The sequence below is a fragment of the Anaerotignum propionicum DSM 1682 genome (genome assembly GCF_001561955.1).
Taxonomy (GTDB): Bacteria; Bacillota; Clostridia; order Lachnospirales; family Anaerotignaceae; genus Chakrabartyella; species Chakrabartyella propionicum.
Genome location: NZ_CP014223.1, coordinates 2,116,922 through 2,132,384, shown reverse-complemented (window position 1 = coordinate 2,132,384; position 15,463 = coordinate 2,116,922). Strand labels below are relative to the sequence as shown.

General features: G+C 40.0%; 13 protein-coding genes. 7 read left to right on the top strand and 6 right to left on the bottom strand.

The genetic code is table 11. The features are described 5' to 3' along the window. Positions 1–134: 134 nt before the first annotated feature. A complete protein-coding gene (gene tdh, locus CPRO_RS09885) occupies positions 135–1,169 on the bottom strand; it encodes an L-threonine 3-dehydrogenase (protein WP_066051126.1) in 1,035 nt (344 codons plus the stop codon). A 241-nt stretch (positions 1,170–1,410) separates the two neighbouring features. Further along, positions 1,411–2,319, bottom strand: coding sequence for a LysR family transcriptional regulator (locus tag CPRO_RS09880; protein ID WP_066051123.1), 909 nt, complete (start codon positions 2,317–2,319; stop codon positions 1,411–1,413). Between the two features lie 953 nt (positions 2,320–3,272). Here CPRO_RS09880 and speD point away from each other — a divergent pair. The 7 genes from speD (at position 3,273) to CPRO_RS09845 (ending at position 11,101) form a co-directional block, all read left to right on the top strand. Continuing rightward, positions 3,273–4,067 carry an adenosylmethionine decarboxylase gene (gene speD / locus CPRO_RS09875; protein WP_066051120.1) on the top strand — a complete coding sequence of 265 codons (795 nt, stop codon included), beginning with the start codon at positions 3,273–3,275 and terminating at the stop codon, positions 4,065–4,067. Between the two features lies 1 nt (position 4,068). After that, positions 4,069–5,508 (top strand): aminotransferase class I/II-fold pyridoxal phosphate-dependent enzyme, encoded by a 1,440-nt coding sequence (locus CPRO_RS09870; RefSeq protein WP_066053934.1) that lies wholly within the window; start codon positions 4,069–4,071, stop codon positions 5,506–5,508. Next, complete coding sequence (gene speE, locus CPRO_RS09865) at positions 5,501–6,352, top strand: polyamine aminopropyltransferase (RefSeq protein ID WP_066051117.1); 852 nt, start codon at positions 5,501–5,503, stop codon at positions 6,350–6,352. Before CPRO_RS09870 ends, speE begins: the two co-directional genes overlap by 8 nt. Next, complete coding sequence (speB, locus tag CPRO_RS09860; protein WP_066051114.1) at positions 6,345–7,193, top strand: agmatinase; 849 nt, start codon at positions 6,345–6,347, stop codon at positions 7,191–7,193. The genes speE and speB overlap by 8 nt, the downstream gene beginning before the upstream one ends. 14 nt (positions 7,194–7,207) lie before the next feature. Further along, positions 7,208–8,410 (top strand): saccharopine dehydrogenase family protein, encoded by a 1,203-nt coding sequence (locus tag CPRO_RS09855; protein WP_066051111.1) that lies wholly within the window; start codon positions 7,208–7,210, stop codon positions 8,408–8,410. Continuing rightward, the gene (gene nspC / locus CPRO_RS09850) at positions 8,410–9,540 is read left to right on the top strand and encodes a carboxynorspermidine decarboxylase (RefSeq protein ID WP_066051108.1); all 1,131 of its coding nucleotides are present in this window, start codon (positions 8,410–8,412) and stop codon (positions 9,538–9,540) included. Before CPRO_RS09855 ends, nspC begins: the two co-directional genes overlap by 1 nt. Before the next feature lie 253 nt (positions 9,541–9,793). Next, complete coding sequence (locus CPRO_RS09845) at positions 9,794–11,101, top strand: aspartate kinase (RefSeq protein WP_066051105.1); 1,308 nt, start codon at positions 9,794–9,796, stop codon at positions 11,099–11,101. Between the two features lie 221 nt (positions 11,102–11,322). Here the strand turns inward: CPRO_RS09845 and CPRO_RS09840 are convergent, their stop codons facing one another. The 4 genes from CPRO_RS09840 to CPRO_RS09825 form a co-directional block, all read right to left on the bottom strand. Continuing rightward, complete coding sequence (locus CPRO_RS09840) at positions 11,323–13,008, bottom strand: Na/Pi cotransporter family protein (RefSeq protein WP_066051104.1); 1,686 nt, start codon at positions 13,006–13,008, stop codon at positions 11,323–11,325. A gap of 161 nt (positions 13,009–13,169) precedes the next feature. Further along, on the bottom strand, positions 13,170–14,228 hold the full coding sequence (mnmA, locus tag CPRO_RS09835) for a tRNA 2-thiouridine(34) synthase MnmA (protein ID WP_066051100.1): 1,059 nt from the start codon (positions 14,226–14,228) through the stop codon (positions 13,170–13,172). Further along, positions 14,225–14,818, bottom strand: a complete 594-nt coding sequence (locus tag CPRO_RS09830) for a DUF5662 family protein (protein ID WP_066051097.1) — start codon at positions 14,816–14,818, stop codon at positions 14,225–14,227. The genes mnmA and CPRO_RS09830 overlap by 4 nt, the downstream gene beginning before the upstream one ends. Positions 14,819–15,018: 200 nt before the next feature. Continuing rightward, on the bottom strand, positions 15,019–15,300 hold the full coding sequence (locus CPRO_RS09825; RefSeq protein ID WP_066051094.1) for a GntR family transcriptional regulator: 282 nt from the start codon (positions 15,298–15,300) through the stop codon (positions 15,019–15,021). Positions 15,301–15,463 lie beyond the last annotated feature (163 nt).

Below are 15,463 nucleotides of genomic sequence, written 5' to 3'. Positions count from 1 at the left end.
GACTAATTTGTAAAAAGATTGAAAGTGCTGAAAGGGTGTCGATTTTATCGACACCCTTAACTTTTGTATTTTAAATTTCTCTTTTGTAGATTATTATTTTTATCTGAACGGTAAGGAGAAGTACAAAAATTAAATTACGGAATTAAAATTGCTTTACAGCATTCTCCGCTTTTCATTAAACGTAAGCCTTCTTGGAATTCTTCCAATGGCAATGTGTGGGTGATAATAGGGGAGAGATCTAAACCTCCAGCAATTAAGCCCTTTGCATCTTCCCAAGTTTTATACATCAGTCTTCCGGCAATGCCCTTAATCACTTTTCCGCTGTAAACAAATTCGGAAAAGTTAAAATCAACGGAACCGTCAGGTAGACCTGCCGCTGCCATTTTACCTTCGGGAGCCATGCACTCAATGGCTGTTTTGATTGCTCTGATGTTTCCTGTAAACTCGATTACAACCTCTGCACCATAAGCAGTTTTTGCTTTAATCTCTTTTACCACATCAACTTCCATGGGGTTTAAGACTTCATCAGCGCCCATTTTTAATGCCAGTTCACTACGCTGTTTGTTGATTTCAACAGCAAACACCTTGGCAGCACCGCATTTTTTTGCAACTGCGATTGCCATAACACCGATGGGGCCGCATCCATTCACTAAAACAGTTTTTCCGGCAACGGGGAATTCCATTGCGGCATGAACTGCTACACCAAAGGGTTCCATAATGGAGACAATTTCCACAGGAGTAGAAGGATCATAAACAATGGCATTTTCAGCAGGAATAGCAATATATTCTGCAAAACAGCCGTCTCTCGCTACACCGATGGTTTTTGTATTAGGGCAGACATGCTCGTTGCCATTGTGGCAAAGGGAGCAGGAATTACAAACAATATGTGTTTCTGCTGAAACCAAATCGCCGATTTTGATTGTTGTTACATGATCACCCACTGCAATCACTTCTCCGGCAAACTCATGGCCAATAATAGTGGGGGGATTGATGCGTTTTTGGGACCATTCGTTCCATTCCATAATGTGAACATCGGTACCGCAAACTGCTGCAGCCTTTACTTTTATCAGTATGTCGTTGGCACCATAAGTTGGAACGGGTCTTTCTACAAGAGCTAATGCACCAACTTCTGGTCGTTCTTTCACTACACATTTCATCATTTGTGACATAATGTTTCCTCCTTGGTATAAAAAAAATGAGAAAATAGCACATTCATTTGTTTTCATTTTAAGATAAGTACATTGTTTTGTACAATACATAATTTTTGTCTTAAGATAACTTTTTTTTATCATTAACAGTAATGATCTTAAGATATATTCATTTACGTTTTTAACTCAAAAATTTATTTTATCTGGAAAATAGAAAAGACCCCAAAAATGTGTACATACCTTTTTGGGGTCTATCTGTTGATTATATTGATGATTTTGCAGAATTCTCAATGAAATCGAGAATTCTTTTGGTAAGTGGCTGGAGATGACCATCCTTTTGATATAAAATACCGATTTCCAGATACATTGGTTCCTGAAAAGGCCTTGTGACCAGTGCTTTGTGGGCATATAAAGCACGGGACATATGGTTTCCATCCACATTGATGATGCCGGAGCTATTGCCCAAAAGGATTTCTTCAATATAACTGGTTTGATGCAAATGCTTTGAAACAACCTTCAAATGAATGTTTCTTTTTGCAGCTTCCATTTCCAATCGTTTTGGTAAATAAGAGGATGCACCAAGGCTGGTTATGGGAGTGGAATTTAGAAGTTGTATGGGAATTTTATCATATTTCGCCAATTCACTATCTTCCCTTAGCAAGAGACATATTTCTTGCCTGTATAGTGGGATGGAGGCAACAGGAAAATCTGAAATATCTTCGGGAATTACGTTAATTGCAACATCAACTTCTCCGTTGGAAATTTTTTGAATGTGATAATAAGCACCTCCTTCATCGAAAAAAACCTCCTCGTTTTCTGCTAACGAGGGCAGAAAAGTTTGATAGATTCGATGAACAATATCAGGGGGAGCTGTTGGGGAAAGGCCTAAGCGCAGAATTTGTTTTCGATTTCTGCTTTTTGCAAGCATATCCTTTTCAATGGAACGTAATTCTTCCAAAATGGGTATAATTTTTGCAATAAAGGTCTCTCCGTCAGGGGTAAAAAACAGTTTTTTTGGGGTTCGAATGATTAATTTTACATTAAAGTCATCTTCAAGCTTGCGAATTGCCGCAGAAATAGCAGGCTGAGAAACAAAGAGTGCTTCAGCCGCTTTTGTAAAGCTTTTATATTTATAGATTGCTTCTAAGTATTCCAACGCTTTAAATTGCATATCTATACCCCTTTATTTTTTGCATCATAAATTTTATTTATCTTTATTATAACACAAAGAAATTGTAAAAACAGTATCTCGGAGATTTGTTTATTGAAAAAACAACTTGGTGGGAATCGATGGAAATTATAAAATGTCGAGGATGAAAATTGAATTGAAAAGAATAAAAAAAGCAGTTTTTGTCGAAAAACATCTAAAGTTATGTTAACAGAAAATACTTGTAGTTAACCACGTAAAGTTTGGATTTTTTGTGGGATAATAATCATCGAAAATTCTTTGGCGTTTTTGTACTATGGTGCGAGATAGGTTAATTAATGTAAATTTTATAAATTTAGGATAAATGTGATTTCCAAATATTTATAATGTTGATAACGATGATAAATAGACTTCCTTTATCAGTTGATCGACAGAGATTGAATATAAGTTATGTTAACTTTATAATTTTTAAATATATTGGGAATTATCACAGCAAAATATTGGAAATTCAAATTTGAAAAAAATTTTATGTCAAATCTATTGACAAAACCTAAATTTATGAATTAAAATAAACCTGTTTTCAATCGCATATAGCGAGAACACTTTTGACCAGTTTCGATTAAGTATGAAACTCAAGGCCATACGGACAGCCGGGTCAACTGCCGATTGTGGAAATTAATTCCACATTATTGATTGCGTTAAGAGCGCAACTTTTATAAGTTGGCAACTCAATTGCCAGTTGGTTACTTCATAACCAAGTGTACTAGGGTACACACTTGTGAAACGGTCAATAGCAGGAGTAGTAAAAGTAGTTCTTACTATATAGACTCTGAAAACATTTTGGCGACAGGCGAGAATCTCTCTGCTGTAAGGGTAGAGGTATATAGATTTTTGCGTATGCCTTAATTCAATTGAGCGATTTATAAGATGTGCCATAGAATACTGTGGTGCATCTTTTTTTGTTTGGGGGGTTCAGAATGGAAGATAAAATGAAATTATATGGCTTTAATAATCTTACAAAATCTTTGAGCTTTAATATTTATGATATTTGTTACGCCAAAACGGCAAGAGAACAGCAGGATTATATTAAATATATTAACGAGCAGTATAATTCCGAGCGTTTAACCGCCATTTTAACAAAGCTTACGGAAATGATTGGTGCAACGGTGCTGAATATTTCCAAGCAGGATTATGAGCCTCAGGGTGCCAGTGTAACTTTTCTCATTGCAGAGGTGAATATGGCAAAATCCAGAAGCGGCGAGACCGTTGTGGCACATTTGGATAAAAGCCATGTTACCGTACACACCTATCCTGAGTATCATCCGGAAACCTCCATTGCAACCTTCCGTGTGGATATTGATGTGGCAACCTGCGGGGAAATCACACCTCTTTCTACTTTGGATTTTTTGATTGGCAGTTTTGATTCCGATATTATCACCATGGATTACCGTGTACGGGGATTTACTCGAAATATGAAGGGTCAAAAGCTGTTTATAGACCACAGCATTACTTCTATTCAGGACTATATACACAACGATATTCTCCAGAAGTACGATGCTATTGATGTAAATATTTATCAGTCTAATATTTTTCATACCAAAATGCTGATTAAGGATTTGGTATTGCAAAATTACTTGTTTAATTCCGATGTTTATGAAATTCCTCCCAAAATTCGTTTGGATATAACAAACGCTTTGCGACAGGAAATGATAGAAATATTCAGTGGTACCAACGTTTATCAGGAGGTGAAGCCCCTTGAAAGATCAAAGTAAAATGCCTTTAATGGAAGCCTTAGAGCGGATGAGACACGACCGACTGGTTCCCTTTGATGTTCCCGGGCATAAGCACGGAAAGGGAAACCCCCAACTGACGGAATTCTTGGGTGAAAAGTGCATGTCTGTAGACGTAAACTCCATGAAGCCTTTGGATAACCTTTGCCATCCGGTTAGTGTGATTAAAGAGGCTGAGGAACTTGCCGCAGAAGCCTTTGGTGCGGCGCAAGCCTTTTTCATGGTAGGGGGTACAACCTCTGCGGTGCAAACCATGATACTTTCCAGTGTAAAATATGGAGATGAAATCATATTGCCCAGAAATGTACACCAAAGTGTAATCAATGCATTGGTTCTTTGTGGTGCAGTGCCTGTTTACATCAATCCGCAAATGAATAAAAAGCTGGGCATTGCATTGGGAATGTCTGTTGAGGATGTGAAAAGAACCATTGAAGAGCATCCTAACGCCAAAGCCATATTGGTGAATAATCCCACCTATTATGGCATTTGCTCCAATTTAAAGCAAATTACCCAACTTGCCCATGAAAAGGGCTTACTGGTTCTTGCAGATGAAGCTCATGGCACCCATTTTTATTTTGGGAAGGACATGCCCATTTCTGCTATGGCGGCAGGTGCGGATATGGCGGCAATCAGTATGCATAAATCAGGAGGTTCTCTAACCCAAAGTTCCCTATTGCTTTGTGGCAAGGGCGTAAATGCAAACTATGTAAGGAAAATCATCAACCTTACCCAAACTACCAGCGGCTCTTATTTATTGCTTTCCAGTTTGGATATTTCTAGGCGAAATCTTGCCCTGTGGGGAGAGGATACCTTTGAGAAGGTAAAGAATTTTGCCCAGTATGCAAGGGAAGAAATTAACGCCATCGGTGATTATTACGCCTATTCAAAAGAACTAATCAACGGCGACAGTGTGTTTGATTTTGATACCACCAAGCTTTCCGTAAACACCTTGGATTTGGGGCTGGCGGGCATTGAGGTTTACGATTTGCTGCGGGATGAATATGGCATACAAATTGAATTTGGAGATTTGGGGAATATTCTCGCCTATATTTCTGTGGGGGATAAAAACAAAAATATTGAACGCCTGATTAGTGCCCTTTCTGAAATTAGGCGAATTTATAAAAACGACAATAAAGACATGTTAGATACGGAATATATTAGCCCCACCGTTGTCATTTCTCCACAAAAAGCCTTTTATGCGGATAAAATGAGCCTGCCTTTGGCAGAGTGTAACGGCAAGGTTTGTACCGAGTTTGTGATGTGCTACCCTCCGGGCATCCCCATCTTAGCCCCGGGGGAGCGTATTACCCGGGAAATTATTGCTTATATCCAATATGCCAAGGAAAAGGGCTGTGTTATTACGGGGCCGGAAAGTATGGATATTACCCGGTTGAACGTATGGAAAGGAGAAGAAAATGGATGATTTATGGTATAGCGAATATCACACGCCTCATGTGCGTTTTTCTGTAAAGGTTTCCCGCCAGCTTCATTATGAGGAAAGTAAGTATCAGAAAATATCAGTGTTTGAATCTCCTGAATTTGGACGTTTTTTAACTTTGGACGGTATTATGATGCTTACGGAACGGGACGAATTTATTTATCACGAGGTGATTACCCATACTGCCATGGCTGTGAATCCTGAGATAAAAAATATATTGGTCATTGGTGCGGGAGATGGCGGTGTGGTTCGAGAACTGGGAAAGTATCAAGGTATAGAGTCAATTGACGTGGTGGAAATTGATGAGCGAGTTGTGGAAGTTTGCAAGGAATTTCTTCCCCAAACTTCATGTGGCTTTGAAGATGAAAGGGTACATTTGCATTATCAGGATGGATTGAAGTTTGTGCGTCATACGGATAACCTTTATGACCTGATTATTGTGGATTCCACAGACCCCTTTGGCCCCGGTGAGGTGCTTTTTACCAAGGAATTTTACGGGAACTGTTATCGTGCTTTAACGGAGCAAGGGGTTTTGATAAATCAGCATGAAAGTCCTTTTTATGAAGAGGATGCAAAAGCAATGAAGTCAGCCCATCGCCGCATTTCACATGCATTCCCAATGAGCTTTGTTTATCAGGCGCACATCCCTACCTATCCTTCAGGACATTGGCTGTTTGGATTTGCATCTAAATCACTCCATCCCCAAAGGGATTTGAAAGCAGATGCATGGAATGCTCTGGAGATAAAAACAAAATATTATAATACAGAGTTGCACCAAGGAGCCTTTGGCTTACCCAATTACGTAAAGGAGATGCTAAAGGATGAATAAAAATATACAGACATTTTTGGCGTGCGAAGCTGAATATGAAGCTGCGGAAATGGTGCTGTTTGGCGTTCCCTTTGATGGAACCACCTCTTTTCGTCCCGGTACACGCTTTGGTCCTTCAGCCATCCGTAGCGAATCCTTTGGGATAGAAACCTATTCTCCATACTGCGATAAAGATATGACGGAACATCAAATTTTTGACGGTGGAGATTTGGAGCTCCCTTTTGGCAATACGGAAAGGGTGCTGGAGATGATTCAAGAATATGCGGCGCAAATTCTGAGTGATGGCAAACGCTTTGTCATGCTTGGTGGGGAGCATTTGATTACATTGGGGGCAGTACGTGCCGTGGTGGAGCGTTACCCCGATGTTCATATTATTCACCTGGACGCTCATACTGACCTTAGAACGGATTATTTGGGAGAAAGTCTTTCCCATTCTACCGTAATCAAACAGGTGTGGAACCTTGTGGGAGATGGAAGAATTCATCAATTTGGCATTCGCAGTGGCGAAAAATATGAATTCGAATTTGCCAAAAAGCATACCAATCTCCATAAATTCGACCTTGGGGGCTTTTCAGAAACGATAGCTCAACTGAAGGATAAGCCTGTATATTTTACGCTGGATTTGGATGTATTGGATCCCTCCGTTTTTTGCGGAACTGGCACTCCGGAAGGGGGCGGCATTACTTTTAAAGAATTAATGGAAGCGGTTTTACAGTTGCATCAGTTAAACATTGTAGGCTGTGATATTAACGAGCTTTCACCTCACTATGATCAAAGCGGCAGTTCCACTGCCATTGCTTGTAAAATTACACGTGAAATATTACTACAAATTACAAAGTAAAGGAGACAGAAAAAATGGGAAAATGTATGATTATCGGTTGCGGCGGCGTTGCCAGTGTTGCAATTCACAAATGTTGCCAAAACAGCGAGGTTTTTGAGGAAATTATGATTGCCAGCCGTACCAAATCCAAATGTGATGCATTAAAAGCAAAGCTTGATGGCACAACAAAAACAATCATTCACACAGCACAGGTAGATGCGGACAACGTGGCGGAATTGGTTGTGCTCATCAACGAGTTTAAGCCTGATGTTGTGCTGAATCTGGCTTTACCTTATCAAGATTTGACCATTATGGAGGCTTGCCTTGCCACAAAAACCCACTATGTGGATACTGCAAACTATGAACCTTTGGATACTGCTAAGTTTGAATATAAATGGCAGTGGGATTACCGTGAGAAATTTAAGGAAGCAGGTATTTGCGCATTGCTAGGCAGTGGTTTTGACCCCGGCGTTACCGGTGTGTTCTCCGCTTATGCACAAAAGCATCACTTTGATGAAATCAATTACATTGATATTCTTGACTGTAACGGCGGCGACCATGGTTATCCATTTGCAACCAACTTTAACCCCGAAATTAATATCAGAGAAGTAACCGCAAACGGCAGTTATTGGGAAAATGGACAATGGGTAGAAACAGAGCCAATGGAAATCAAGCGTGAGTACGATTTTGCGGAAGTTGGTAAAAAAGACATGTATTTGCTCCACCATGAGGAACTGGAAAGCTTGGGCTTAAATATAAAAGGGATTAAGAGAATCCGTTTCTTCATGACCTTTGGACAAAGCTACTTGACCCATTTGAAGTGCTTAGAAAATGTGGGCATGACTTCCATCGAGCCTATTGAATTTGAAGGAAAGAAAATTGTGCCCTTGCAGTTTTTGAAAGCAGTATTGCCCGATCCTGCAAGCCTTGGTCCTCGTACCGTTGGAAAAACAAACATCGGCTGTATCTTCCAAGGAATGAAGGATGGTAAAGAAAAAACGTATTATCTCTACAATGTTTGCGATCATCAAGAGTGCTACAAAGAAGTAGGCAGCCAAGCAATTTCTTATACCACAGGTGTGCCTGCCATGATTGGAGCAATGCTTGTAATGACCGGAAAATGGAATCAGCCTGGTGTTTGGAATATGGAAGAGTTTGATCCCGATCCATTTATGGAAGCGTTAAATAAATGGGGCTTACCTTGGGTGGAAGATTTTAACCCTGAGTTGGTGGACTAATGGATAAGCGCTTATATTCAATAGAAACACCATGTTATGTGGTTGATGAGAAGCGTTTAACTGAAAATCTGGTTATTTTAAGAGACGTTGCCAATCGTGCCGGCTGTAAGATTCTGCTGGCACAAAAGGCGTTTTCCATGTTTTCTGTGTATCCTCTTATTGGGCGCTATCTGGACGGAACAACCGCCAGTGGTCTATTTGAGGCAAAGCTTGGCAATGAAGAGATGGGCAAGGAGACCCATGTTTTTTCGGCGGCATATATGGAAAAAGAATTTGATGAGATTGTGAAGATTTGCGACCATATTTCCTTTAATTCATTTGCCCAGTGGCAGAAATATGGGAAAAAAGCGCTTGATGCGGGAAGAAGCTGTGGCATTCGAATTAATCCTCAGCATTCCACCCAAGAGCATGGTATATATGACCCATGCGCTGAAGGCTCTCGTTTAGGCGTGACCATAGAGAATTTCAGGCCTGTGTTGCTAGAGGGAATTGATGGTCTGCATTTTCATACGCTGTGTGAACAAAACAGTGATGCTTTAATTGAAACCGTGGCGGCAGTGGAAGAAAAGTTTGGCGAATTTCTTCCCCAAATGAAATGGGTGAACTTTGGCGGTGGTCATCATATCACCCGTGAGGATTATGATAGGGAAGCCTTGATAGACTGTATATTACGGTTTAAAGAAAAATATCATGTGGAAGTATATTTGGAACCGGGGGAGGCAATCGCCTTGAATGCAGGGTATCTGGTGACCTCTGTGTTGGATATTGTTCACAATGGTATTGATATTGCTCTTCTGGACGCATCTGCAGCATGCCATATGCCTGATGTGATTGAAATGCCCTATCGCCCGCCTTTGTGGCAGGGAGGAGAGCCTAATGAGAAGGCCTATACCTATCGATTGGCAGGGGCAACCTGTTTGGCGGGGGATGTCATTGGGGACTTTTCCTTTGCACAACCTCTTTCCATAGGGGACAAGCTGGTTTTTATGGATATGGCAATATACTCTATGGTGAAGAATAACACTTTTAATGGAATGTGCCTCCCATCCATTGCAGTTTTACACGAAAGTGGAGAATTAAACATCATACGAAAATTTGGATATGAAGATTTTAAAGGCAGACTTTCTTAGAAATAGAAGAGTGACTTAAACTAAAATTTGAACCATAAGTGTAGAAAAATGTTGTAAAAAACTATGGTATTAAGTAAAATAATAAATAATTTTATGAATGAAATTTTAAGTTAACCTCCATAACCGTTATTGTTATGGGTAGATGATAAAAAAAGGTAATATCTATGGTTATAAATTTTGTTGGAAGGCTTTTGTAATAAGCAGAGGGAAAATATATTCACCCCTCTGCCCAGTGGTTAGGGGGAAGAATAGGATGATTGTAGCAAAATTCGGCGGCAGTTCACTTGCAGATGCAGCACAGTTTCAAAAAGTTAAAGACATTGTTTTCGCAGACAGCCGCCGAATGCTTATCATTCCCAGTGCGCCTGGTCGTAGATTCGATAAAGATGAAAAGGTAACCGACCTTCTTTATCGTTGTTATAATCAGCAGATGGCAGGAGAGTCCTTCCAAAAAACCTTTGAAGAGATTCAACAGAGATATTATGACATTGCCTCACAGCTTCATTTATCTTTGGAGCTTAAGCCATATTTTCAGGAAATTCACAAGCAAATGGAAGCGGGAGCTTCGGCGGATTACTGTGCCAGCCGAGGGGAGTTCTTAAATGGATTGCTGTTATCAAATTATTTAGGATATGAATTTTTAGATGCGGCAGAGGTTATTTTCTTTGACGAGCTGGGTGAGTTTGATGCGGAAAAGACCAACGATATATTGAAGCAGAGATTAGAGTTGCTGGATAAGGCAGTGATACCCGGCTTTTACGGAAGCAACCCTGACGGAAGCATACGTGCCTTTTCTCGTGGGGGAAGTGATATCACGGGAGCCATTGTTGCCCGTGCTGCCCAAGCAGAACTATATGAAAATTGGACTGATGTTTCTGGCTTTCTCATGGCTGATCCTCGTATCGTTACCGATCCTCGTCCAATTAGCCACATTACTTATCATGAAATGCACGAGCTTTGCTGTGCAGGAGCCACAGTGCTTCATGAGGACTGTGTGTTTCCTGTAAGCAGTGCAGGGATTCCCACGAATATTCGCAATACCAATTTGCCCCAGCACCCAGGAACCATGATTACGTGTAACGCTTTGCAACGAGAGGATTTTGCTATTTTTGCTGGTGTTTCAGGTAAGAAAGGTTTCAGTATTCTGGTGCTGGAAAAGGAACAGACAGATCATACATGGTCATTTGTTCAAGAGGTTTTATACGTTGCGAAAAAGTACGGAATCAAATTTCAATATCTCCCGTCAGGAGCCCATTGCGTTTGTTTGCTTGTAGAAACCAGACAGTTTCTTGAGAAGCAAGATGCTTTTGAGAGTGAAATTAGAAAAAGCAATGTGCCGTTTTCTATGACAATTCAGCCGGATATCGCAGGTATTGTTCTGGTGGGATATGGGATTATTCATAATCGCTTGGCAGTCAATCGAATTTATAAGGCCTTACAGCGGCAGAATATTGATGTTGTTATGATTAATCAAGGCAGTGGTGAGCTGAGCACATGGGTAGGTGTCCCGGAGAATCAGATGGAAGAGGCAATTTGTGCAATTTATGAAGAGTTTCTTTGATTTTGATGCTAGGGACAGTTGTTGTTGGTGTAAATTGACATACATATAAACCCTATGTAGTTACAATGTGGATTGTAGGATTAATTTGCGTTGGCTTTATGTAAAATTCAATATTAAAGTGTACTCTTAATATATGAAAATTCATTTATGTGCAATGAACTACAAAACATGCTTTTTCCGCTCAATAAAAAAAGAAGCCAAAATGGCTTCTTTTTTATTGATTAAATTGGCATTGCGCCTTCTTCGTTCATTTTTCTGTTATATCTATGCTCGTTTAAAACAACCTGCGAAATATTCATGGCATGGTCAGAAATACGTTCCAGATTTGCAAGTACTTCAAGGTAATGGATACCTGCATTTACATTACATGCTGCATTGGAAAGTCTTTCGATATGGCCTGCACGCAATCTCTTTTCTAATTCGTCAACCTGTTCTTCATAAACAGCAGTTTTTGCCGCCGATGCGATGTCATCGTTTTCCAAGGCTTTTAATGCGTTATCATAGCTGGAAAGGGCAGCATGAATCATTTCTTGCAAATCTTCCATGGCATTATGGGTAAAGCTCAAATCTTCATGCTTCATTTCCTCTGCCAGCTCAGCAATATTTTCTGCATGGTCACCCACACGTTCCATATCACTGATGGTATTTAAAAGAGAGGTTACGATTTGATTTTCGCGATCACTAATTTGTAATGTGCAAAGCTTAATGAGATATTCAGAAATACCATCACACACTCTGTCAACCACAGATTCTCTTTGCTTTACCTCTTCAAATCTTTCTGGCGTGGCATCTTGCAATGCATCCAATGCGCATTGGAGATTTTCTCTTGCAATGCGTCCCAAACGGATAGTTTCTTTTTTTGCGCCTTCTACTGCAAGACTTGGTGTTTGCAACATACGTTTGTCCAAATGAAGGAGCTGACCTTCGTCCCCTGTTGTAGATTCCGTTACACCATTGAGCTTCATAGCAATACGGATGATCCAACCGGAAATAGGGAAGATTAATAATGTTGTACCAATATTGAAAGCGGTGTGGATTGCACTGATTTTTGTTTGGGATATGATTCCTAACCCAACCTCTGGACTTGCAGAAGAGAAGTAAATCATCGCAAAGATACTGAATATAAATGTACCAATAATATTAAACATCAAATGCATATATCCTACGCATTTTGCATTTTTACCTGCACCAATACCACTGATTAAAGCTGTAACGCAAGTGCCGATATTCTGGCCCATGATAATAAACACCGCAGCATTAATGGGCACTAAGCCTGTTGCCGCAAGAGAGAGTAAAATACCCTGAGATGCAGAGGAGCTTTGAATAATTGCTGTAACACCAGCACCAACTAAAATACCCAGCAATGGATTCTGACCTAATGTTACAAAGGCATCTCTAAAGACTTGAGATTCTCGTAGAGGAGATACACTATCGGACATTGTATGCATACCGATAAATAAAATACCAAAACCAATAATAATAGAAGCAATTTCTCTATGCTTCATTTTCTTTCCGCCGATTTGCAGAATAACACCAACCATTACCGCCAAAGGAGCCATCGTGGTGGGGCTGAACATTTTTGCCCATTCGGAACTGGAAACCAGCCAGCCTGTTACTGTAGTACCAATATTGGCACCCATAATAACACTCATGGCTTGTGTTAGGTTCATCAGGCCTGCGTTTACAAAGCCTACAACCATAACAGTTGTTGCCGATGAACTTTGGACGATTGCCGTAACGAGGGCACCCAATCCAATACCCATAACTTTATTTTGCGTTAAAGCTTCGAGAATAGACTTCATTTTTGTGCCTGCTGCATTTTGTAAACCCTGGGCCATATAGTTCATACCGAAGATAAACATGGCGAGCCCACCAATAAATGGGATGATTATATTTACGTAATCCATTTCTTCCTCCAATAAAAGTATCTAGTAGTAACACCTGCAAAATAGCCACAGTTATCATAACATAACGTGACAACTGTCGCAATCAACTTTTATCTGCTTTTAACATTTTGTGCAACTATATGAATTTTAAGTAAAAATCCTGTAAACTTTTGCTGATATGTTCATATTGAGAAGGGGAGGATGATTCCACCGCCGGCTACATATTCTCCATCATACAAGACAAGAGACTGCCCGGGGGTAATTGCTCGTTGAGGCTCATCAAAAGTGCACTCCATAATATCTGTATCTACCATTCTCACGGTACACCAGGCCATTTTATTCCCATAACGAATTTTACCTTGCAAACGCATTCCATCCTCAAATTTTTCCAGTGCCATATGGGCTAAATCCCCAACACGAAAAGTCTTTTGAAATAACGATTCATTCTCACATAAGACAACTTGGTTTAGCTTTGGATTAACAGCGTAAACATACATGGGCTTTCCAAAGGCAAGACCTAAGCCTTTTCTCTGACCCACGGTGTAATGAATAATCCCCTTATGTTTCCCTAAAACATTTCCTTTCAAATCAACGAAGCTTCCGGATTTTCCACTATTACCACTCTCATTGATAATAAAGGACGCATAATCTCCATCGGGAATAAAACAAATATCCTGACTGTCCCCTTTTTTTGCAATAAAGCCATCAATCTGCTGAGCGATATTTCTTACCTCGTCTTTTGTGTATTCTCCAATTGGTAAAAGCATTGCCTCCAATTGTTCCTGTGTTAGGCGGTATAAGGCATAGGTTTGGTCTTTTTCCGCTGTTTCTGAATTGCGAATGGCATAGCGTCCTGTTTTGGGATGTTTCTCAACCTTTGCATAGTGTCCTGTGGCAATATAGTGGGCACCAAGCTGGCGGGCTTTTTGCAAGAGAGCCTCGCCTTTAATATATCGGTTGCATACCACACAGGGATTTGGCGTAAGCCCCTGGAAATACCGACGAATAAAATCGTCAACCACATTTTCTTTAAATTCCTTTCTGAATTCTAAAACAAAGTGAGGGATTCCTATTTTTTCTGCAACCATCTTTGCATCTTGAATTGCCTGAGCACCGTTTTCACCTGGCCATAGGTCCATGGTGACGCCAATGACATCATAGCCCTGTTGATTTAGTAAGTAAGCGCAAACGGTACTGTCTACGCCGCCGGAAAGTCCTACAATTACTTTTTTATTGTTCACTTTTTCCTTTTCCTCCCTTTGATATGATTCTCAATAAATTGCTTCCGTGCATGTTTTCTTTCAAGCTTTAAGTATTTTTTCACGTATGCAAAAGTGACGTCTTCACCACATTCCGCAAGCATCTTCAAAAAGTGTTCCAAAAGCTTTAAAGAATCTATGTGCATAATCTCATGAACAAGACGGCTTTGCAAATGATATTTCCAAGGGCTTGCATCTGTATATTTGTCCTTCTGATACGTCTTGCAAGCAGCAATCCGATCCATAAACATTTCTGCCACAAAGCGGACAGGCATTTTCATTCCACCCAACAAGCGATCTTGGCCTCTGCTGTAATCAATCCAATATTCAAAGTGGTGTTTATTTCTTCCTTTATGATGCAACCATGAGCTGGAATACCCTTTATCCTCCCGTTCGGCATTGTTTGGACTACGATCTCCTTGAAAATATTTTGCGCCTACCAAAAACTCGGTGGGTGAGAATTTAGAAAGATCATGGGTCAATCCCTGCCAATAAAGCCCCACTCGAAAACAGTGTTGTCGAACTAAATATCTGTGGTGCGTAATTGTTTTCAGGTGCTCCATTGCTTTCATTTTTATACCTCCATATATAGAGCTTGTGATTAATTATAAAGCTCTTACCTTATTTGAAATTAAAAAAAAAGAACTATGTAAAATTTTTCTTCTGCACAAAAAGACACTCCTGCCGAAGACAGAAGAAACCAAGAAATGATGATTTACTCCGAGAGGATATCCAATGGGAACATCCCCCTTGTAGGATTTTTAAAGCCTATCTAGCAAATGGGCTTTTCGATAGCAATATCTATTATATTTTTTGACAAGCACAACTCATATGCACCGTAAACAACGGTAAATAAAGAAAAACAAATTTCACGAAAGGCGGTAGGAGAAAAAGAAATAATGCGTGAGCCTACGTTGGGTACATATTCCACCAAGCCTTGCTTTTCCAGCATGGTAAGTGCTTCACGTATGGGGGAATTGCTCACATTTAATTCAGCTGTTAATGTGTCAATATTGATTTTTTCTCCTAAATTGAAGCATTTTTGTCTTGCCAATGAAAAAAATTCAGATCATCTGAATATGGTTTTTGGATAATACTTGTTGTATTTTTAGCTTGCTTGTTCTTGGTATATAATATAGGAAGTTTCCCAATTTTTTTGGGTGTAGTATCCTCTGAATCTTGTTGCATACCACCATAAGTACTTTGGGAAGCCAATA